Raw genomic sequence first — 21,426 nt, forward strand, 5'->3', positions numbered from 1 at the left:
CGCCGGTGGGGACGCACGTGACGGCAGTGGCAGACTTGCCCGGTGAGCAGCGACGAGACCGATCCCCGCGACGAGAAGCCCCAGTTCGTCCTCCCCCTGGTGGTGCGGATCGAGCGCGAGGCGCCCCCGGCCCGTACCGACGCCCTGGAGACCGCGGCGCGGGCCGTCCTGGAGATCCTGACCGACGGGCGCTCCACCGGCGAGGGCGAGTGGGCGCGGGCCATGGCCGACTGGCAGGACGCCCGGATCCGCAAGGTGGTGCGCCGGGCGCGCGGCGCCGAGTGGCGGCGGGCGTGCGCGCTCCCCGGCATCACGGTCACCGGCGCGGAGGCGGAGGTACGGGTCTTCCCGCCGGTCCCGCTCGACGGCTGGCCTAAGGACCTGGCCCGCCTCCAGGTCTCGGGCACCGACCTCGACGACCCGGCCGCCCCCGGCCCCGTACCGGAGGGGGCGGCGGTGCTGTGGTTCAACCCCCGCCTCGACATGTCGGCGGGCAAGTCGATGGCCCAGGCCGGCCACGGCGCCCAACTCCTCTGGTGGGCCCTGCCGGACGCCGACCGCGAGGCCTGGCGGAAGGCCGGTTTCCCCCTCGCCGTCCGCACCGCCCCGGCCGACGACTGGCCCGCCCTCACCACGAGCGGCCTCCCGGTCGTCCGCGACGCGGGCTTCACGGAGATCGCCCCGGGCTCGCCCACGGTCGTGTCGGCGTTCCCCCGCACCGGCTGAGACGGCGGCCGGGAGCCCCCGGAGCACCGAAACCTCAAATGAAGCTCTGAACGTCCCCCTCCCGGGGTTCGAACGTTCCCGCGTGGGCCATCACGTGGGCAACTGAGGACCGAAGGAGGGGGACATGACGGAACTCGGCATCGGCATCGGCTGGCGTCCCGAGATCGCGGAGGCGGTGGAGGGACTGACCGGGGTCGACTGGGTGGAGGTCGTCGCGGAGAACATCTGCGCGGACCACCTGCCCGACTCCCTGACCCGGCTGCGGCGGCGCGGCGTCACGGTCGTGCCGCACGGGGTCTCGCTCGGGCTCGGCGGCGCCGACCGGCCGGACCCGGCGCGGCTCGCGGCGCTGGGCGAGAAGGCGGTGGCGCTGGGGACGCCGCTGGTCACGGAGCACATCGCGTTCGTACGGGCCGGGGGGACGCTCACCGCCTCCCCGGCGCTCGAAGCGGGCCACCTGCTTCCCGTGCCCCGCACCCGGGACGCCCTCGACGTGCTCTGCGAGAACGTGCGCATCGCCCAGGACGCGCTGCCCGTGCCGCTCGCCCTGGAGAACATCGCCGCCCTGATCTCCTGGCCGGGCGAGGAGATGACGGAGGGGCGGTTCCTCGCCGAGCTGGTGGAGCGCACGGGGGTGCGGCTCCTCATCGACGTGGCCAACCTGCACACCAACCACGTCAACCGCGGCGAGGACCCGGCGCGGGCCCTGTCCGAACTGCCCGTCGAGGCCATCGCGTACGTGCACGTGGCGGGCGGCGTCGAGCGGGACGGCGTCTGGCACGACACGCACGCCCACCCGGTGCCGCGCCCGGTCCTCGACGTCCTCGCCGACCTCGCCTCCCGGGTCTCCCCGCCCGGGGTGCTCCTGGAGCGGGACGACGACTTCCCTCCGGCGGAGGAGCTGGCGGAGGAACTGACCGTGATCCGGGCGACGGTGACGGGGGCGTCCGTCCGCCGCGGTGCGGAGGCGGAGAGGCCGGCCGGTCGGCCGCTGCTCATCGGCGCCGGTGCCCGCGTCTCGGGCGGGCCGATGCCCGAGGTCCTCCCGGACGCGCCCCCGGTTCCGGTGCGGGCGAGCGCGCCCGTACGGGACGGGGACGGGTCCGGCGGCGAGGGCGCGCGGCAGCCGTCCGGAGCCGCGTCCGGTGACGAGGGCGCGCGGCAGCGGCTCGGGCTCGCGCAGGCCTCGCTGCTCTCGGCCCTCGTCGCGGGCACGCCCGTGCCCGAGGGGTTCGACAGCCGGCGGCTCGGGGTGCAGAGCCGGGCGCTCGCGGCCAAGCGGTCCGGAGTGGTCGCCAAGGTCGCACCGGAGCTGCCCGAGATCCTGGGCCGGGAGTTCCGGCCCGCGTTCCTCGCGTACGCCAGGTCCCGTCCCATGAGCGGCGGCTACCGCCGGGACGCGCTCGACTTCGCCGAGCACCTGCTGATCGCCGGGCGTCCGGAGGACCCGGTCGCCCACCGCCGGCTCACCCGGTGGTGGCAGGACCGTTCCGGCAACCGTCCGCAGGGCCCCGCCGCGCGGCTCGTCCGGGCCGCCCGCCACGCACTCGTGGGGAGATGACCATGGGCATCCCGACCGCCCTGTACTACCTCGTGGCCGCCGTCGCCGTCGGCCTGCTCGTCACCCGGCTCGTCCGGTCCCGCCGCGGCTCCGGCGGACCGGTCCACGACCGGTACGAGGCCGCCTTCCTCAACGGCGGCCCCGCCAGGGCCGTCGACAGCGCCCTCGCCGCCCTCCGGGCGGACGGGCGGATCGCGATCGGCGGACCCGGCATCGTGGCCGTCGTCCGCCCCACCGCGCACGACCCGGTGGAGCGCGCGGTGCTCCAGGAGCACGCCGCCGCCCCGCACGGCGCCCTGCACCACCTGCGGCTCGCCGTGATGCGGCACCCGGCGGTGCAGGAGATCGGCGACGGGCTCGCGGAGCGCGGCCTCCTCGTGGACCCGGCGGTGCGGCGCGTCACGAACCGGTGGTGCGCCGCGGTCGGCGTCACGACGTTCGTCCTGCTCCCGGTCTCGTTCTTCCTCACGATCGGCGAGTTCGCCGTGAGCGAGGAGGTCTCGGCGCCGTTCGTCTTCAAGGTGATCCCGGCGCTGTTCGCCATGGGCGCCGCGGCCGTGGTCTGCGGGACGGCCTCCGCCGGGCGGGTCACCCCGGCCGGCCGGCGCGCGCTCGCCGCGTACGGGCGCGAGCGGGGGCACCTGGCGGACGCGGGCCACCTCGTGGCCCTGTACGGGCTGCGGGCACTGCCGGACCCGGTGCTCCGGGAGCAGCTCCTCGCCGCCGCCCGCGTCAGCGGGTTCCGGAGGCCGGGCCGCGGCGGGCGTCCGGGGCCGTTCCCGCACCACCACTCCTCCTCGTCCTCCTCCGGCGCGGACGCGCTCGGCGTGGTCACCGTGTGGTGCGCGGACGCCGGGTCGTGCGGCGGAGGGGGCGGGGGCGGCGGGGGTTCGTGCTCGTCGGGTTCGTGTTCCTCCGGGTCCTGCTCGGGAGGGGGTTCGAGCTGCGGTGGAAGTTCCAGCAGCTGCGGCGGGGGCTCCAGCTCCAGCTCGTGTTCCAGCTCCAGCAGCTGACCGCCCGTACCGTACGGGGGAAGACCGGAAAAGGTCCCGGAAATGACGCCGGTGCGGCGCGCGTGAAGCGCGCCGCACCAGGAGCCGGACCCGGTGTCGCTGGAGCGGCGGGCGAATGGTTTCCGCCGGCCGTCTGATCTTCCGGGTCGAGGGATGGCGCGCCCGGCCGGGAGCCGGGCCGCCACCGGGTTTTCGCGGGGCCGTCAGGCCAGGCCCGCCACCAGGTCGGCGACGTCCTTGCGCCGGCCGGTGTAGAACGGGACCTCCTCGCGGACGTGCATCCGCGCCTCGGAGGCGCGCAGGTGGCGCATGAGGTCCACGATGCGGTGCAGCTCGTCGGCCTCGAAGGCGAGGAGCCACTCGTAGTCGCCGAGCGAGAAGGAGGCGACCGTGTTGGCGCGCACGTCGGGGTAGCCGCGGGCCATCTTGCCGTGGTCGGCGAGCATCCGGCGACGGTCCTCGTCCGGCAGCAGGTACCAGTCGTACGAGCGGACGAAGGGGTAGACCGAGACGTAGTCGCGCGGGTTCTCGTCGGCCAGGAAGGCCGGGATGTGCGACTTGTTGAACTCGGCCGGGCGGTGCAGCGCCATGTTCGACCAGACCGGCTCCAGGGCGCGGCCCAGGCGGGTGCGGCGGAAGAGGTTGTACGCCTCCTGGAGCTCGTCGCTCGTCTCGGCGTGCCACCAGATCATGACGTCGGCGTCGGCGCGCAGACCGGACAGGTCGTACGTGCCGCGGACGGTGATGTCCTTGGCCGCGAGCTGGTCGAACAGCTCCTGGACCTCGTCGGCGTAGCCGCTCCGGTCCTCGGGCAGGACGTCGCGCAGCTTGAAGACGGACCACAGGGTGTAGCGGATGACCTCGTTGAGGTCCTTCGCCTTCTTACCGGCGTTCGGGATCTTTTCGGGCGCACTCATACGCCTATTCTCGCCCGTCACGAGGAGTGCCCCGCACCGGGGGCCGCCGTTTCCGACGTGGCGATGATCTCGTCGGCCGCGCGGTGCGCCGAGGCGATGCAGGCGGGGATGCCGACGCCGTCGTACGCGGCGCCCGCGATCCGCAGTCCGGGCAGGGCGGCGACGGCCTCGCGGACCCGGGCGACGCGGGCGAGGTGGCCGACCGGGTACTGGGGCAGGCCGCCGGCCCAGCGGGTGACCGTGGTGGCGACGGGGCGGGCGCCGAGGCCGGTGGCGGCGGCGAGGTCCTTGAGGGAGGCGTCCACCAGGTCGGCGTCCTCGCGGTGGAGCTGCCGCTCCTCGCCGTGGCGGCCGACGGAGGTGCGCAGGACGAACAGGTCGGGGGCGGCGTCGGCGACCCAGCCCCACTTGAGCGAGGAGAAGGTGGAGGCCTTGATCGTGTGGCCGTCGACGGGGGGCACGAGGAAGCCGGAGCCGGGCAGGCCGGGCACGTCCGTGCGGCGGAACGCGAGGGTGACCAGGGCCATGGAGGCGTACTCGACCGCGCCGAGCTCGCCCGCGGCGGCGGGGGCGTGCTCCGCGAGGAGGGTGGCGGCGGGCCCGGCGGGGGTGGCGAGGACGACGGCGTCGGCGGTGAGGACGCGGTCGCCGCTCACGACCTGCCAGCCGGTGGCCCCGGTGCGGCGCAGCGCCGTCACGGGGGCGTTCAGGACGATCTCGCCGCCGGCCGCGCGGACCGCGTCGGCGACCGCGCCGGGCAGGGTGCCGACGCCGCCCTCGATCCCGGCGAAGACGGAGCCGCCGAGGCCGGTGGCGGCGCCCGCCGCGTCGGCCGGGACGGCGGCGCCGGCCCGCTGGACGGCCCGGACGGCGGCGGTGAGCGTGGGGTGCTCGCGGGCGGCCTCGAAGAGGGCCGGGACGGCGGCCCTCAGGGAGATGCGGTGGGCGTCCCCGGCGTACACCCCGCCGAGGAGGGGTTCGACGAGGCGGTCGACGACCTCGTGGCCCATGCGGGCGGCGACGTACGCGCCGATGGCGATGTCGTCGCCGATCTCGGTGGGCGGCAGGTCGAGGTCGGCGGCGATCCGGCGCACGCCCTCCTCGGAGAGGAGGCCCTCGACCGCGCGGGCGTCGCCGGGGACGCCCATGACGTGCCCCTTCGGCATGGGGACGAGCTCGCCGCGGGACCAGACGGACGCGGTGGTGGTGGCGGGGGCCTTCAGCCGGTCGCCGAGGCCGACGGCGCGGGCCAGGGCGACCGCCTCGGGGCGGCGGGCGAGCAGCGACTCGGCGCCGAGGTCCACGGGCGCGCCCGCGACCTCCCCGGCGAGGAGCTTGCCGCCGAGTCTGCCGTCCGCTTCGAGGAGGGTCACCCGGTGGCCGGCGAGGGCCAGCCGGTGGGCGGCCGCGAGGCCGGTGATCCCGCCTCCCGCGACGACGACGTGGGGTCCCGTGGTGTCCGCGTTCATGGGGCCACTCTCTCAAATCGCCCGTCCGCTCCCGTTCCGAGGCCGGACCGTGACCGCATCGCTACCGCCGGACGGCAACCCGCGCCGCCGGGTCGTACGTCAAAGGGGCATCGATCGTCACCACCTTGGGGGGTTCCCGTGCGGAGAACGAGTACGACGGCCGCCGTCCTGCTGACGGCGTCGCTGGTCCTGACGGGCTGCGGGGCGGGCGGCACGGACGCGGGCGACAAGGCGGCGGGGGCCCGGGCGGCGCAGCCCGCCGACCGGGGGCGGGGCGCGGTGGAGGGCTCCTCGGGAGCCGCGTCCGGGACGGATTCCGGCTCCGGGGCCAAGGCCGATTCGGGTTCCGGTTCCGATTCCGGTTCCGCGCAGGCCACGGCGAAGGCGTCGGCCCCGCAGCACGTCATCCGCACCGCCTCGCTGTCCGTGGAGGTCGCGGACGCGACGAAGGCCCTGGCCACGGCCCGTGCGGCGGCGGTGGGCGCGGGCGGGCGGGTCGAGGACGAGTCGACGGAGCGGATCGACGACGCGTACCTCGCCTCGCGGATCGTGCTGCGGGTGCCGCAGGGGGCGTACGACTCCGTCCTCGCCGAACTGGCGGGCACCGGAAAGCTGGTGAGCCGCAAGGCCGACGCGAAGGACGTCACCGACCAGGTGGTGGACGTGCAGAGCCGGATCGCCACCCAGCGGGCGAGCGTGGCGCGGGTGCGGGAGCTGATGGACCGGGCGGAGAAGCTGTCCGACGTGGTGACCCTGGAGGCCGAGCTGAGCCGGCGTCAGGCGGACCTGGAGGCGCTGCTCGCCCAGCAGTCGTCCCTGAAGGACCGGACGTCGCTGGCGACGATCACCCTCCAGCTCACCGAGAAGCGGAAGGAGGAGCCGAAGGACGAGGAGCGGCAGGAGGGCCGCCCCGGTTTCCTGGACGCCCTGAGCGGCGGCTGGAACGCCCTGGTCGGCGTGGTGGCCTGGATCCTGATCGTGCTCGCGGCCCTGGCCCCGTGGCTCGCGGTCGGCCTGGTCGCCTTCGTCCTCTGGCGCCGTCTGGTCCGCCCCCGGCTCGCCGCCCGCCGCCCCGCGCGGGTGCCGGGGCCGCGCCCCGAGGAGGCGGCCCCCCAGCACGCGGAGGCTCCGGAGAAGTAGCGTCGTCCCCATGAGCGAACGACTGGTGGTCATCGGTGGCGACGCGGCGGGCATGTCCGCCGCGTCGCAGGCGCGCAGGCTCAAGTCCCCCGGGGAGCTGGAGATCGTCGCCTTCGAGCGCGGGCACTTCTCCTCGTACTCGGCCTGCGGCATCCCCTACTGGGTCGGCGGGGACGTCGGCTCGCGCGACGAGTTGGTCGCCCGGTCCCCCGAGGAGCACCGGGCCCGCGACATCGGCCTGCGGACGCGGACCGAGGTGACGGAGATCGACGTCGACCGGCAGCGGGTCCGCTCCCGGGACCTGGAGTCCGGTACGGAGGAGTGGACCGGCTTCGACAAGCTGGTGATCGCGACGGGGGCGCGCCCGCTGCGCCCGCCGGTGCCGGGGATCGACGCGCCCGGGGTGCACGGCGTGCAGAACCTGGACGACGGCCAGGCCCTGATCGACGCGCTGTCCCGTACGGAGGAATCCGGCGCGGAGGGCTCCGGTGCGGAGGGGCGGCGGGCGGTGGTGGTCGGCGCCGGGTACATCGGGGTGGAGATGGCCGAGGCCCTCCTCAACCGGGGGTACGAGGTGACCGTCCTGAACCGGAGCGAGCAGCCGATGGCGACGCTCGACCCGGACATGGGCCGCCTCGTGCGCGAGGCGATGGACGGGCTCGGGATCAGGACGGTCAACTCGGCGGAGGTCACGAAGGTGCTCACGGGCCCCGACGGCCGGGTCCGGGCGGTGGCGACGGACGAGGAGGAGTACCCGGCGGACGTGGTGGTCCTGGGCACGGGCGTGGAGCCGGAGACCTCGCTCGCCCGGGAGGCGGGGCTGCCGCTCGGGTCGTACGGCGGGCTGCTCACCGACCTGGGCATGCGGGTGCGGGGGCACGGGAACGTCTGGGCGGGCGGCGACTGCGTGGAGGTCCTGGACCTGGTCTCGGGCCGGATGCGGCACGTGGCGCTCGGGACGCACGCGAACAAGCAGGGCCAGGTCATCGGGTCGAACGTCGGCGGCGACTACGCGACCTTCCCGGGCATGGTGGGCACGGCGGTGTCGAAGGTGTGCGACCTGGAGATCGCGCGGACCGGCCTGCGGGAGAAGGAGGCCCGGGAGGTCGGGCTGCGGTTCGTGACGGTGACGGTCGAGTCGACGAGCCGCGCGGGCTACTACCCGGGGGCCGCGCCGATGACGGTGAAGATGCTGGCCGAGCGGCGGACCGGGCGGTTGCTCGGGACGCAGATCGTGGGCCGGGAGGGCGCGGCGAAGCGGGTGGACGTGGCGGCCGTGGCGCTCACGGCGAAGATGACGGTGGAGGCGATGACGGCCCTGGACCTGGGGTACGCGCCGCCGTTCTCGCCGGTGTGGGACCCGGTCCTCGTCGCGGCCCGCAAGGCGACGGCGGCGGTCCGCGCGGCGGGCTGAGGAGGCCGGCCCGGGAGGGGGCGGCGGCCGCCGGGCCGCCGCCCCCTCCCGTGTGGGTGCCCGGGTCCGCGCTCAGACGGCCGTGTGGGTGTGGACGTACTCGACGAGGCGGGTCAGGGCGTCCGGGTCGGTGGTCGGCAGGACGCCGTGGCCCAGGTTGAAGACGTGTCCCTCCAGGCCCCTCGCGGCGGCCAGGACCTCGTCCGTCTTGGCCTCGACGGCCTCGCGGGAGGAGAAGAGCACGGCGGGGTCGAGGTTGCCCTGGAGCGCCTTGCCGGGGCCGACGCGGCGGACGGCCTCGTCGAGCGGGACGCGCCAGTCGACGCCGACGACGTCCGCGCCCGCCTCGCCCATGAGGCCGAGCAGCTCGCCCGTGCCGACGCCGAAGTGGATGCGCGGGACGCCGTACCCGGCGACCGCGTCGAACACCTTCACGGAGGCGGGCATCACGGAGCGGCGGTAGTCGGCCGGGGCGAGGGCGCCGACCCAGGAGTCGAAGAGCTGCACGGCGGAGGCGCCGGCCTCGATCTGGACCTTGAGGAAGGCCGAGGTGATCCCGGCGAGGCGGTCGAGGAGGTCGGCCCAGAGCTGCGGGTCGCCGTACATGAGCGCCTTGGTGTGCTCGTGGTTGCGCGACGGACCGCCCTCGACGAGGTAGCTCGCGAGGGTGAAGGGTGCGCCGGCGAAACCGATGAGCGGGGTGTCGCCCAGCTCTCCGGTGAGCATGCCGATGGCCTCGGTGACGTAGTGGACGTCCTCGGGCGTGAGGTCGCGCAGCCGGGCCAGGTCGGCGCGGGTGCGGATCGGGTCGGCGACGACCGGGCCGACGCCGGGCTTGATGTCGAGGTCGATGCCGATGGCCTTGAGGGGGACGACGATGTCGCTGAAGTAGATGGCGGCGTCGACCCCGTGGCGCCGCACCGGCTGGAGCGTGATCTCGGTGACCAGCTCGGGCCGCATGCACGACTCCAGCATGGGGATGCCCTCGCGGACCTTCAGGTACTCGGGGAGGGAGCGCCCGGCCTGCCGCATGAACCAGACGGGGGTGTGCGGCACCGGTTCGCGCCGGCACGCCTTGAGGAACGCGGAGTCGTACGTCCGCGACTGCTGCTTCGTCTGCTGGCCCTGCGGGCTGTCGTTGGCACTCACGCCCAGAATCTTCGCATGTGGCGGGAAGCCGCTCGTCCGGGCCGGGTGTCCCTCCCTGCACGGAGGCCGCGTTCCGCCTACTCTTCCCCGCATGGCTGCGGCTCAGGGACACTTTTCCGATCATTCCGACGGCGATCGAGGGACGGACGAAACGGCGGACAGTACGGAGACGAACCCGGTGCCACCGGCTTTCCGGCGGGCGGTGGAGGCCTTGCGCGCGGCGCGGCTGCGGTCCGAGATCGAGGTGGACCCGACGAGGCCGCCGCAGCGGCTGGCGCCGTACGCGTACGCGGTGGAGGCGGCCGTCGTCGACGGCGAGGAGGACCTGGCGGACGGGCGGCTCGTGCTGCTGCACGACCCGGACGGGCACGAGGCCTGGAAGGGAACGTTCCGCCTGGTGACGCTGGTGCGGGCGGAGCTGGAGCCGGAGATGGCGGCGGACCCGCTGCTGCCCGAGGTGTGCTGGTCCTGGCTGACCGGGGCCCTGGAGGCGCGGGGGCTCGCGTACGGGGAGGCGAGCGGGACCGTGACGATGGCGGGCTCGCACTACTTCGGCGGGCTCGCGGACCGGCGGCCGGCGACCCAGATCGAGATCCGGGCGTCCTGGACGCCGCGCGAGGCCCTGGGCGGGGTGCCGGACACGGGGGCGCACCTGGCGGCCTGGTGCGACCTGCTCTGCCAGATCGCGGGGCTGCCGCCCGCGCCGGTCGAGCCGGGGGCGGCGGGGACGGCCACGGGCGGGGGCGGGGGCGTCGTCTCGCTGCCGCAGCGGCGGGGGCCGCAGCAGGTCTGAGGGGCGCGTTTCGGCGGGGCGGGCCCGGGAAGACGAGCCCGGACGCGCCGCGTCGGCCTCGGGAGGACGGGTCCGGGAGGACGGGTCCGCACCCGTCCGCGTCGGCTCCGGAAGGCGGGTCCGGACGCACCGCGTCGACGCCGGGAAGGCGGGCTCGGGTCCGTCCGCGTCGGCCCGGAGGGTGCCCCGGCGTGTCGCACAAGGCGTTCGGAAAGCGCTCCGGGGCTCCCCCAGGAGGGTGAAGGAGCGGGCTCCGCTCGTAGGATGATCGAGCAGCCGTCCGAATTGCCCTAATTGTTACTCACCAAATCGTGATCTTTCCCTAAAGGCGGGCGCCCCTGCTGCCGAAGGAGTCAGTGACCCCTTCACAGCACGGGTTCGCCCCCGGCTTCTTCCCCGAGCCGGCTCCGTCCCCCCACCTTCCCCCCCAGGAGGCCTGGTGTCCGTTCTCCTCGAGCAGCCCGCAAGCCTGGTCGCCTACCGCCCGAACAAGCCGACGGCCATGGTCGTCGTGGCCGACCCGCGCGTCCGTTCCACCGTGACCCGCCACTTGTGGGCCCTCGGAGTACGTGACGTGATCGAGGCGTCGTCCATCGCGGAGGCCCGCCCCCGCGTCGGCAACCCGCGCGACATCTGCGTTGCCGACGTCCACCTGCCCGACGGCAGCGGCCTGACCCTGCTGTCCGAGACCCGCGCCGCGGGCTGGCCCAACGGCCTCGCCCTCTCGGCCGCCGACGACATCGGCGCCGTGCGCAACGCCCTCGCGGGCGGCGTGAAGGGCTACGTCGTCACCGGCACCCGGACCAACATCGGTCACCCCACCCGTCCCGGCGCCGCCCCCATCGGCGCCGCGGCGGCCCGTCTGGGCCACCGCCGCCCCCCGGGTGCCCCGAGCCACCCGGGCGGCTACCGCGAGCTCTCCGGCCGTGAGGTCGAGGTGCTGCGGCTCGTCGCGGAGGGCCAGTCGAACAAGGCGATCGGCGTGTCCATGGGCCTGTCCGCCCTGACCGTGAAGAGCCACCTCGCCCGCATCGCCCGCAAGCTGGGCACCGGCGACCGCGCCGGAATGGTCGCGGTGGCCCTGCGGACGGGGATCATCCACTGACCCGCGGTGGACAACCGGCGGGCACCTGTCGACGGAACGTTCCGTCGACAGGTGCCCGCCGTTCACCGATACCCTTGACGGGTGACCGACGCCCAAGAGACCGCAGCAGACACAGCACTGCGCACCACCGGGGGCGGCCCCCCGGACGACGACGTCCCTGCGAATGGGCTTCCGACCCCGTTGCTGGCGCCCCGCGAGGGGGTGCCGCCCGTCGTCGAGACCGAGGACGCGCTCGCGGAGGTCATCGCCGCCTTCGCCGCCGGGACCGGCCCCGTGGCCGTGGACGCCGAGCGCGCCTCCGGCTACCGCTACGGCCAGCGCGCCTACCTCGTCCAGCTCCGCCGCGCGGGCGCGGGCACCGCCCTGATCGACCCCGTGGGCTGCCCCGACCTCTCGGGACTCGGCGAGGCGCTGTCCGGAGCCGAGTGGATCCTGCACGCCGCCACCCAGGACCTGCCCTGCCTGCGCGACATAGGCATGCGGCCGACCTCGCTCTTCGACACCGAGCTGGCCGGGCGGCTCGCGGGCTTCCCGCGCGTCGGCCTCGGCGCGATGGTCGAGTCCGTCCTCGGCTACGCCCTGGAGAAGGGCCACTCCGCCGTGGACTGGTCGACCCGGCCGTTGCCCGAGCCCTGGCTGCGGTACGCGGCGCTCGACGTCGAGCTGCTGGTCGACCTGCGGGACGCCCTGGAGGAGGAGCTCGACCGGCAGGACAAGCTGGAGTGGGCGCGCCAGGAGTTCGACGCGATCGCCGCCGCCCCGCCCGCCCCGCCGCGCAAGGACCCGTGGCGGCGGACCTCCGGCATGCACAAGGTGCGCCGCCGCCGCCAGATGGCGGTCGTACGGGAGCTGTGGACGGCCCGCGACCGGGTGGCCCAGCGGCGCGACGTCTCCCCCGGCAAGGTGCTGAGCGACGCGGCGATCGTGGAGGCGGCGCTCGCGGTGCCGGTGAACCTGGCCGCGCTGACCGCGCTGACCGGTTTCGGCCACCGGATGGGCCGGCGCCAGCTGGAGCAGTGGCAGGCGGCGGTGGACCGGGCCAGGGCGCTGCCGGAGAGCGAGCTGCCCCAGCCGGGCCAGCAGCCGGCGGGGCCGCCCCCGCCGCGTGCCTGGGCCGACAAGGACCCGGTCGCGGCGGCCCGCCTGTCGGCGGCGCGCGCGGCGGTCTCGGCGCTCGCGGAGGAGCTGAACCTGCCGCAGGAGAACCTGATCACCCCGGACACCGTGCGCCGGGTCTGCTGGGAGCCGCCGTCCCCGGCCGACGCCGACCGCGTCGCCGCCGCCCTGACGGGCCACGGGGCGCGCCCCTGGCAGGTGGAGCTGGTGACCCCGCTCCTGGTGAAGGCGCTGACGGCGACCGCGTGACTCCGTGAGCGGGACTCCCGTGGGCGGAGCACCCCCGATCGGAACTTCCCGCGAGCGGAAGACCCCCGATCGGAACTCCCGCGAACGGAACTCCCGCCCGTGGAACCCCCGCACCCGGAAGGGTGACGGGGGTTCCGCCGTTTCCGGCCGTCTCCGGCAGAGTTCCCGGTGTGACCTTCGCCGCTTGCCCCCCAGGGGGTGGGCAGCATGGTTACCCGCAAGTAGCATGGGGGAGCAAGCGCGCGCTTAGGCGTGCGTCGCAGCAGGCCGTTCCGCACCCTGGAGGAGAGCCATCGTGCCTCGTACCGTCAGGGACGTCGTCTTCGTCGACGGCGTCCGCACCCCGTTCGGCAAGGCGGGCCCGAAGGGCATCTACCACGAGACCCGCGCCGACGACCTCGTCGTCAAGGCCATCCGGGAGCTGCTGCGCCGCAACCCCGGCCTCGACCCCGCGAAGATCGACGAGGTCGCCATCGCCGCGACCACGCAGATCGGCGACCAGGGCCTGACCCTCGGCCGCACGGCGGGCATCCTCGCCGGGCTGCCGCAGTCGGTGCCGGGCTACTCCATCGACCGCATGTGCGCCGGCGCGCTGACCGCCGTCACCACGACCGCCGGCTCGATCGCCTTCGGCGCCTACGACGCCGTCATCGCCGGTGGCGTCGAGCACATGGGCCGCCACCCCATGGGCGAGGGCGTCGACCCGAACCCGCGCTTCGTGTCGGAGAAGCTCGTCGACGAGTCCGCCCTCTTCATGGGCATGACCGCCGAGAACCTGCACGACCGCTACCCGAGCATCACCAAGCGGCGCGCCGACGAGTACGCCGTGCGCTCGCAGGAGAAGGCCGCCAAGGCGTACGCCGACGGCAAGATCCAGCAGGACCTGGTGCCGATCTCGGTCCGCCGCACCTCCCCCGAGGGCGGCGAGACGGGCTGGGGCCTGGTCACCGCCGACGAGCCGATGCGCCCGGGCACCACCCTGGAGTCGCTGGCCAACCTGAAGACGCCGTTCCGCGTCCACGGCAACGTCACCGCGGGCAACGCGGCCGGCCTGAACGACGGCGCCACCGCCTCGATCATCGCCTCCGAGGACTTCGCCCGGGAGAACGGTCTCCCGGTCAAGATGCGCCTGGTCTCCTACTCCTTCGCCGGTGTCGAGCCCGAGGTCATGGGCTACGGCCCGATCCCGGCCACCGAGAAGGCCCTGGCCCAGGCCGGCCTGTCCATCGAGGACATCGGCCTCTTCGAGATCAACGAGGCCTTCGCGGTCCAGGTCCTCGCCTTCCTGGAGCACTACGGCATCGCCGACGACGACGCCCGCGTCAACCAGTACGGCGGCGCCATCGCCTACGGTCACCCGCTGGCCTCCTCCGGCGTCCGTCTGATGACGCAGCTGGCCCGCCAGTTCGAGGAGAACCCGCAGGTCCGTTACGGCCTCAACACCATGTGCGTCGGCTTCGGCATGGGCGCGACGGTCATCTGGGAGAACCCCCACTGGGAGGGCAAGTGAGCACCACCGCCGAGCTTCTGAAGGGCGCCGCCGAGCTCTTCCCGGACGAGGTCGTCACCAGCGCCCACGTACGGCACTTCGAACTCCCGGCGAACGCCGGTCGGTTCGCGCTGATCACGCTGGACAACGGCTTCGACCACACCAAGCCGACCACCTTCGGGCCGCAGTCCCTCGCCAACCTGAACACGGCGATCGACCAGGTCGAGGCGGAGGCCGCCAACGGCGAGATCGTCGGCGTCGGCATCACCGGCAAGCCGTTCATCTTCGCCGTCGGCGCCGACCTCAAGGGCGTCGAGCTGCTGAAGAAGCACGACGAGGCCCTCGCCATCGGCAAGGGCGGCCACGACGTCTTCAAGCGTCTGTCGTCCCTCGCCGTGCCGACCTTCGCGTACTACAACGGCGCGGCCATGGGCGGCGGCGTCGAGGTCGGTCTGCACTGCACCTACCGCACCGTCTCGAAGGCCCTGCCGGCCTTCTCGCTGCCCGAGGTCTTCCTCGGCCTGGTGCCCGGCTGGGGCGGCTGCGCCCTCCTGCCGAACCTGATCGGCGCCGAGAAGGCCGTCTCGGTCATCATCGAGAACTCGCTGAACCAGAACCGTCAGCTCAAGGGCAAGCAGGTCTTCGAGCTCGGCATCGCCGACGCGCTGTTCGAGGGCGCGGACTTCCTGGAGCAGTCGCTGATCTGGACGGCCTCCGTCCTCAACGGCACCACGACCGTCGAGCGCCCCGAGGTCGACCGCGGCGAGGCCTGGGACCAGGCCGTCGCCAAGGGCCGCTTCGTCGCCGACTCCAAGGTGCACGGCGCCGCCCCGGCCGCCTACCGCGCCCTCGACATCATCGAGGCCGCCAAGGACGGGGACCTCCAGAAGGGCTTCGACGCCGAGGACCAGGCCCTCGCGGACCTGATCATGGGCGGCGAGCTCCGCTCCGGCATCTACGCCTTCAACCTGGTGCAGAAGCGCGGCAAGCGCCCCGCCGGCGCTCCGGACAAGTCGCTGGCCCGCCCGGTCACCAAGGTCGGCGTCGTCGGCGCCGGTCTGATGGCCTCCCAGCTCGCCCTGCTCTTCCTGCGCCGCCTGGAGGTGCCGGTCGTCCTGACCGACATCGACCAGGAGCGCGTCGACAAGGGCGTCGGCTACGTCCACGCCGAGATCGAGAAGCTGCTCGGCAAGGGCCGCGTCAACCAGGACAAGGCCAACCGCCTCAAGGGCCTGGTCTCCGGCGTCCTGGACAAGGCCGAGGGCTTCGCGGACGCGGACTTCGTCATCGAGGCCGTGTTCGAGGAGATGTCCGTCAAGCAGAAGGTGTTCGCGGAGGTCGAGGCGGTCGCCCCGGCGCACGCGATCCTCGCCACCAACACCTCTTCGCTGTCCGTCTCGGAGATGGCCTCCAAGCTCAAGCACCCCGAGCGCGTGGTCGGCTTCCACTTCTTCAACCCGGTCGCGATCCTCCCGCTCCTGGAAATCGTGCGCGGCGAGCAGACGGACGACGCCTCCCTCGCCACCGCCTTCGGCGTGGCGAAGAAGCTGAAGAAGACCGCGGTCCTCACCAAGGACGCCCCGGCGTTCGTCGTGAACCGCATCCTGACCCGCTTCATGGGCGAGATCCAGAACGTCATCGACGAGGGCACCCCCGTCGAGACCGCGGAGAAGGCCATCGAGCCGCTCGGCCTGCCGATGTCGCCGCTGGTCCTCCTGGAGCTGGTCGGCCCGGCGATCGGCCTGCACGTCTCCGAGACCCTGAACCGCTCCTTCCCGGAGCGCTTCACGGTCTCCCCCAACCTGAAGGCGGTCGTCGAGGCCGGCAAGCGCGGCTTCTACGTGTACGACTCCGGGAAGCCGGAGCTCGACCCCGAGGTCGCCGCCCTCCTCAAGCAGGGCGACAGCGTCCTGACCGAGGAGCAGGTCCGCGACCGCGTCCTGGACGCGGTCGCGCAGGAGATCGGCCTGATGCTGGAGGAGGGTGTCGTCGCCGAGGCGCAGGACATCGACCTCTGCCTGATCACGGGCGCGGGCTGGCCCTTCCACCTGGGCGGCATCACGCCGTACCTGGACCGCGAGGGCGTCTCCGAGCGCGTCAACGGCAGGCGTTTCCTGGCGCAGGGCGTGGCGAGCGTCCCGGCGTAACGCTCCGGGTCCCGTACACGGACGGCCCCGGCACCTTCCAAGGTGCCGGGGCCGTCCCCGTTCTCCCGTGCGCGCCCGCCGGGCGGCGGCGTCACCGCACCGGGCGCCAGTTCTCCAGCACGAAACCGTCCGCCCCGGGCCGCTGGCGGGTGAGGAGCAGCGAGGAGCCGCCGGCCAGGACCGCCGCGACCAGGCGTCCGTCGAGGTCCCGGGTGAGGGCGGCGGTCAGCTCGCCGTGCCGCTCCCCCGTCTCCGACCAGCGGGCGCCCGCCTCCTCCTGCTCGCTCGGGTAGGCGGCGAGGGCGAGCCGGCCGTCCTCGGCCCGCTGGGCGAGGACGGTGCAGTCGAAGCCGTCGACGAGGCAGCGGGTGACGGACAGCGGGCCGGTGCCGACCGCTTCGGTGAGGGGCGTGGGCTTCAGGGACCGCTCGGGCGACCAGGCGCACACCTTCCCCTCCCGGTCCACGTAGAAGGCCGTGGCGTGCCCGGAGGGGCCCTTCACGGCCGCCAGGGTGCCCTCGGTGACCTGGGCGGGGAGGAGCTCCTCGCGGATCGGCTTCGCCCCCGACTCGCGCTGCACGTAGCGCAGGAGGCCCGCGGCGTGCGAGGAGTACAGCTCGACGAGGCCGGAGCCGTTGGTGACGGCCACCGGCAGGGGGTCGGTCCTGGAGCCGAGGAGGTCCCACCACGGGTGCCAGCCGCCCGCGTCCTTCTGGGCCCGCACGCTGATGCCGCCGCCGCCGTTCCGGCAGAAGACGTACGCGCGCCCGTTGCCGTCCACGGCCACGGCGGGGGTGCCGGTCCACCGGTAGGAGGGGCCGTTGGGGTGGGTGATCGAGCGCCAGTCCAGGGCCGGGCGGCCCGTCTGGTACTGGATGGTGTGCACCAGCTCGACGTGGTCCGGCTCGCCGTCCGCCACGGGCCGGATGCCGACGAGGTGGACGTATCCGTCGGCGCCCTGGCCGACCGAGAGGCCGGGCAGCAGGGCGGCGCCGTCGCCGCCGATCTGCACGGGCCCGCTCCAGTCGCCGCCGGCGCCCTCGGTCCAGCGCACCACTTCGCCGTCCCGGGGCAGGTAGACGCTGAATCTGCCCTCCTTCCCCCGGGCCAGCCAGGAACCCCGCAGGCGGGGGGCGGTGGAGGAGCCTTGGGAGGGGGCGGTGGAGGCCTCGGATCGATTCGCCATGAGGGGTGCAGCGCTCCGGTCATCGGGGGGGGGTGCGGGTCGGATACGAGCCGACTGTAGCGGCTCCTCCGAACGCGTTTTCCGCCGCCCGCCGCCCCGTCCCCGGCGCCCCCTCAGTACCGGGCTCCCCGGCCCTCCTGGCCCAACCGGCTGTGACTCCGCCCGTACAGGAAGTACACGACGATGCCGATCGCCATCCAGACCGCGAACCGGAACCAGGTCTCGCCCGGCAGGTTGAGCATCAGCCAGAACGAGGCCGCGATGGAGATGATCGGCAGCGCGGGCACCCAGGGGGTGCGGAAGGCGCGCGGCAGGTCGGGGCGGGTGCGGCGGAGCATGATGACGCCGGCCGCGACCATCACGAAGGCGAAGAGGGTGCCGATGTTCACCAGGGTCGCCAGCTCGTTGATGCTGGTGAAGCCGGCGACGATCGCGATGATCACGCCGAGCAGAATGGTCGGCCGGTACGGGGTCCGGAACCGGGGGTGGGTGACGGAGAAGAAGCGCGGCAGCAGGCCGTCGCGGCTCATCGCGAAGAAGACGCGGGTCTGGCCGAGGAGCAGGATCAGGCAGACCGTGGTGAGGCCGACAGCGGCGCCGAAGCTGATCACGCCCGCGTAGAAGGGGTGGCCGGCGGCTTTGAAGGCGTCGGCGAGCGGGGCGCTGACGGACAGCTCCTTGTAGTTCTGCATGCCGGTGACGACGAGCGAGACGGCCACGTAGAGCACGGTGCAGATGAGGAGGGAGCCGAGGATGCCCCGGGGCATGTCCCGCTGCGGCAGCTTGGTCTCCTCGGCGGCGGTGGCCACCACGTCGAAGCCGATGAAGGCGAAGAAGACGACGGAGGCGGCGGTGAAGATGCCCATGACGCCGAAGTTCGTCGGCTCGTACCCGAAGAGGAGCTGGACCAGCGGGGAGTCCCAGTTGGAGCCGCCGCCCTCCGGGGTGACGGCCGGCGGGACGAAGGGCTTGTAGTTGTCGCCGACGATGAAGAACAGTCCGGCGACGATCACGATCATCACCACGGTCACCTTGATCGCCACGACGAGCGCGGTGATCCGGGCGGAGAGCTTCATGCCCAGGACGAGGACGACGGTGATGACCAGGACGAGGAGGAACGCCAGGAGGTCGAAGGTGCCGCCCGGCACGTCCGGGCCTTCGAGGGAGGCCGGCAGGTGCCAGCCGATGTTGTCCAGGAGCGAGCGGACATAGCCGGACCAGCCGACGGCCACCACCGCCGTCCCGAGGGCGAACTCCAGGACGAGGTCCCAGCCGATGATCCAGGCGGGCAGTTCGCCGATGGAGGCGTACGCGAAGGTGTACGCCGATCCGGCCACCGGCACCGTCGAGGCGAACTCGGCGTAGCAGAGGGCGGCGAGGGCGCAGACGATGCCGGCGGCGACGAAGGCGAGGGCCGTCGCCGGGCCGGCGTTCTCCTTGGCGACCTTGCCGGTGAGGACGAAGATGCCGGTGCCGATGATGACGCCGACGCCGAAGACCGTCAGGTCCCAGGCGGACAGGGACTTCCTGAGGGCGTGTTCCGGCTCCTCCGTGTCCCGGATCGACTGCTCGACCGTCTTGGTCCGGAACACACCGGAGTTCGCCCGTGGCTGCTGGTCCGTACTCACCGTGGTACCTCCGCGCTCCGCCCGACGCCGGTCTCGGTGCCCCCGCGGGTCGGAGGCTGTGATGACGACTGCCCGGACAGAGCCAGAATGCACGCGAAAGGGCCGGTCGGCACCCGGGAGGGTGAGCCGACCGGCCCAAAGGGTGATGCGGAGGTGGTGCGGGGTCAGTCGCGGGCGGGTTCCGCGGTCTTGGCGCCGTTCTCCGGCGCGCTCTCCCCGGCGCTGTCCTCGTACCTGCCGTCGAGGCGGGAGACGAGGCCGGTGACCTGCCGGGCGACGTCCGGGGCGGTCAGGCCGATCTCGGCCAGGACCTCGGCGCGGGAGGCGTGGTCGAGGAAGCGCGGCGGGATGCCGAAGTCGCGCAGCGGCACGTCCACGCCGGCGTCGCGCAGGGCCTGGGCGACGGCCGAGCCGACGCCGCCGACACGGCTGTTGTCCTCGACGGTGACGACGACCCGGTGGCGCGCGGCGAGCGGGGCGAGGGCCTCGTCGACGGGCTTGACCCAGCGGGGGTCGACCACGGTGGTGGAGATGCCCTGCCGGTCCAGGAGGTCGGCGATCTCCAGGCACATCGGCGCCAGGGCGCCGACCGAGACCAGGAGGACGTCGGGCCTGTCCGTACCGGGCTCGCGGAGGACGTCCATGCCGCCGACGCGGCGCAGGGCGGGGACGGCGGGGCCGACCGCGCCCTTGGAGAAGCGGACCACGGTGGGGGCGTCGGTGACCTCGACGGCCTCGCGGAGCTGGGCGCGGACCTGGTCGGCGTCGCGCGGGGCGGCGAGCCGCAGGCCGGGCACGACCTGGAGGATCGACATGTCCCACATGCCGTTGTGGGAGGCGCCGTCGGTGCCGGTGACGCCGGCCCGGTCGAGGACGAAGGTGACGCCGCACTTGTGCAGGGCCACGTCCATCAGGACCTGGTCGAAGGCGCGGTTGAGGAAGGTGGCGTACACCGCGAAGACCGGGTGGAGGCCGCCGGTGGCGAGGCCGGCCGCGGAGACCGCGCCGTGCTGCTCGGCGATGCCGACGTCGAAGACCCGCTCGGGGAAGGCCTTGGCGAACCTGTCGAGGCCGACGGGCTGGAGCATGGCCGCGGTGATGGCGACGACGTCCGCGCGCTCCTTGCCGAGGGCGACCATCTCGTCGGCGAAGACGCCGGTCCAGTCGGCGCCGGAGGTGGCGATCGGCAGGCCGGTGTCGGGGTGGATCTTGCCGACGGCGTGGAAGCGGTCGGCCTCGTCCTGGAGGGCGGGCTGGTAGCCGCGGCCCTTCTCGGTGAGGCAGTGGACGATGACGGGGCCGCCGAAGCGCTTGGCGCGCGTCAGGGCGGACTCCAGGGCCTCGATGTCGTGGCCGTCGATGGGGCCGACGTACTTGAGGCCGAGGTCCTCGAACATGCCCTGGGGGGCGATGAAGTCCTTGAGGCCCTTCTTGGCGCCGTGCAGGGTCTCGTAGAGGGGCTTCCCGACGACCGGGGTGCGCTCCAGGATGTCCTTGCCGCGGGCGAGGAAGCGCTCGTAGCCGTCGGTGGTGCGCAGGGTCGCCAGGTGGGTGGCGAGGCCGCCGATGGTGGGCGCGTAGGAGCGCTCGTTGTCGTTGACGACGATGACGAGCGGGCGGTCCTTGGCGGCGGCGATGTTGTTCAGCGCCTCCCAGGCCATGCCGCCGGTGAGGGCGCCGTCGCCGATGACGGCCACGACGTGGTCGTCCTTCTTCAGGACCTCGTTGGCCTTGGCCAGGCCGTCGGCCCAGCCGAGGACCGTGGAGGCGTGCGAGTTCTCGATGACGTCGTGCTCGGACTCGGCCTGCGAGGGGTAGCCGGAGAGGCCGCCCTTCATCTTGAGGCGGGAGAAGTCCTGGCGGCCGGTGAGGAGCTTGTGGACGTAGCTCTGGTGGCCGGTGTCCCAGAGGACCCTGTCCTTCGGGGAGTCGAAGACGCGGTGCAGGGCGATGGTCAGCTCGACCACGCCCAGGTTGGGTCCGAGGTGCCCGCCGGTCTTGGAGACGGCGTCCACGAGGAACGTCCGGATCTCGTCGGCCAGCTGGTCCAGCTGTTCCGGGGAGAGCCGGTCCAGGTCTCGCGGTCCCCTGATACGGGTCAGCAGAGCCACCCGTTCCTCCTTGCGTTTGAGCTGGTCGAGCTTGCCGATTTGTCGAGTCTAATGTTCCGTCTTGGATCGTGGGCAGCGGGCCGGGGGGTGAGGCGTCACTCCGACGGCTTACGGGCCGATGATCCGTACGGCTCCGTGCGGGCGTGTGCACTGGTCCGGACGCACCGGTGCCCGGCGCCGGTTTCACGGCGCCGGGCAGGTGTGGCGAGCGTT

At 73.7% G+C, this 21,426-nt stretch carries 16 protein-coding genes; 10 read left to right on the plus strand and 6 right to left on the minus strand.

Features of this window, described 5'->3' with window-relative positions; all coding sequences use genetic code 11:
• Positions 1–42: 42 nt before the first annotated feature.
• From ACIP5O_RS22595 to ACIP5O_RS22605, 3 genes are all read left to right on the plus strand, one after another.
• The gene (locus ACIP5O_RS22595; protein WP_401296064.1) at positions 43–726 is read left to right on the plus strand and encodes a peptidyl-tRNA hydrolase; all 684 of its coding nucleotides are present in this window, start codon (positions 43–45) and stop codon (positions 724–726) included.
• 124 nt (positions 727–850) lie between these two features.
• A complete protein-coding gene (locus tag ACIP5O_RS22600; RefSeq protein ID WP_401296066.1) occupies positions 851–2,287 on the plus strand; it encodes a DUF692 domain-containing protein in 1,437 nt (478 codons plus the stop codon).
• 2 nt (positions 2,288–2,289) lie between these two features.
• Positions 2,290–3,300, plus strand: coding sequence for a TIGR04222 domain-containing membrane protein (locus ACIP5O_RS22605; RefSeq protein ID WP_401296069.1), 1,011 nt, complete (start codon positions 2,290–2,292; stop codon positions 3,298–3,300).
• Positions 3,301–3,503: 203 nt separating this feature from the next.
• On the opposite strand, the gene hemQ is transcribed toward ACIP5O_RS22605, so the two are convergent.
• Entirely contained in the window at positions 3,504–4,217 is a 714-nt protein-coding gene (hemQ, locus tag ACIP5O_RS22610) for a hydrogen peroxide-dependent heme synthase (RefSeq protein ID WP_366378383.1), read from the minus strand.
• 17 nt (positions 4,218–4,234) lie between these two features.
• Positions 4,235–5,686, minus strand: coding sequence for a protoporphyrinogen oxidase (gene hemG / locus ACIP5O_RS22615; RefSeq protein WP_401296071.1), 1,452 nt, complete (start codon positions 5,684–5,686; stop codon positions 4,235–4,237).
• 138 nt (positions 5,687–5,824) lie between these two features.
• On the opposite strand from hemG, the gene ACIP5O_RS22620 reads away from it, so the two are divergent.
• Positions 5,825–6,826: a DUF4349 domain-containing protein gene (locus ACIP5O_RS22620; protein WP_401296073.1), complete on the plus strand. Its 1,002-nt coding sequence runs from the start codon at positions 5,825–5,827 to the stop codon at positions 6,824–6,826.
• Between the two features lie 10 nt (positions 6,827–6,836).
• Entirely contained in the window at positions 6,837–8,240 is a 1,404-nt protein-coding gene (locus tag ACIP5O_RS22625; RefSeq protein WP_401296075.1) for an FAD-dependent oxidoreductase, read from the plus strand.
• Between the two features lie 72 nt (positions 8,241–8,312).
• On the opposite strand, the gene hemE is transcribed toward ACIP5O_RS22625, so the two are convergent.
• Positions 8,313–9,389, minus strand: a complete 1,077-nt coding sequence (gene hemE / locus ACIP5O_RS22630; RefSeq protein WP_401296077.1) for a uroporphyrinogen decarboxylase — start codon at positions 9,387–9,389, stop codon at positions 8,313–8,315.
• A gap of 91 nt (positions 9,390–9,480) precedes the next feature.
• Here hemE and ACIP5O_RS22635 point away from each other — a divergent pair, with 91 nt between their 5' ends.
• The 5 genes from ACIP5O_RS22635 to ACIP5O_RS22655 all read left to right on the plus strand — a co-directional run bounded on the left by ACIP5O_RS22635 (position 9,481) and on the right by ACIP5O_RS22655 (position 16,288).
• Positions 9,481–10,182 carry a DUF3000 domain-containing protein gene (locus ACIP5O_RS22635; RefSeq protein ID WP_401296079.1) on the plus strand — a complete coding sequence of 234 codons (702 nt, stop codon included), beginning with the start codon at positions 9,481–9,483 and terminating at the stop codon, positions 10,180–10,182.
• A gap of 439 nt (positions 10,183–10,621) precedes the next feature.
• The gene (locus ACIP5O_RS22640) at positions 10,622–11,287 is read left to right on the plus strand and encodes a response regulator transcription factor (protein ID WP_015037008.1); all 666 of its coding nucleotides are present in this window, start codon (positions 10,622–10,624) and stop codon (positions 11,285–11,287) included.
• A gap of 81 nt (positions 11,288–11,368) precedes the next feature.
• Positions 11,369–12,652, plus strand: coding sequence for an HRDC domain-containing protein (locus ACIP5O_RS22645; RefSeq protein WP_401296081.1), 1,284 nt, complete (start codon positions 11,369–11,371; stop codon positions 12,650–12,652).
• Between the two features lie 295 nt (positions 12,653–12,947).
• Complete coding sequence (locus tag ACIP5O_RS22650; protein ID WP_125667869.1) at positions 12,948–14,162, plus strand: acetyl-CoA C-acyltransferase; 1,215 nt, start codon at positions 12,948–12,950, stop codon at positions 14,160–14,162.
• Positions 14,159–16,288, plus strand: coding sequence for a 3-hydroxyacyl-CoA dehydrogenase NAD-binding domain-containing protein (locus ACIP5O_RS22655; protein WP_401296083.1), 2,130 nt, complete (start codon positions 14,159–14,161; stop codon positions 16,286–16,288). Before ACIP5O_RS22650 ends, ACIP5O_RS22655 begins: the two co-directional genes overlap by 4 nt.
• 91 nt (positions 16,289–16,379) lie before the next feature.
• Here the strand turns inward: ACIP5O_RS22655 and ACIP5O_RS22660 are convergent, their stop codons facing one another.
• From ACIP5O_RS22660 to dxs, 3 genes are all read right to left on the minus strand, one after another.
• The gene (locus ACIP5O_RS22660; protein ID WP_401296085.1) at positions 16,380–17,474 is read right to left on the minus strand and encodes a hypothetical protein; all 1,095 of its coding nucleotides are present in this window, start codon (positions 17,472–17,474) and stop codon (positions 16,380–16,382) included.
• Between the two features lie 113 nt (positions 17,475–17,587).
• Positions 17,588–19,102 (minus strand): amino acid permease, encoded by a 1,515-nt coding sequence (locus ACIP5O_RS22665; RefSeq protein WP_401296087.1) that lies wholly within the window; start codon positions 19,100–19,102, stop codon positions 17,588–17,590.
• 164 nt (positions 19,103–19,266) lie between these two features.
• Positions 19,267–21,213 carry a 1-deoxy-D-xylulose-5-phosphate synthase gene (gene dxs / locus ACIP5O_RS22670; RefSeq protein ID WP_401296089.1) on the minus strand — a complete coding sequence of 649 codons (1,947 nt, stop codon included), beginning with the start codon at positions 21,211–21,213 and terminating at the stop codon, positions 19,267–19,269.
• Positions 21,214–21,426: the final 213 nt, after the last annotated feature.

It is taken from the genome of Streptomyces sp. NPDC088915 (assembly GCF_044749825.1).
Taxonomy (GTDB): Bacteria; Actinomycetota; Actinomycetes; order Streptomycetales; family Streptomycetaceae; genus Streptomyces.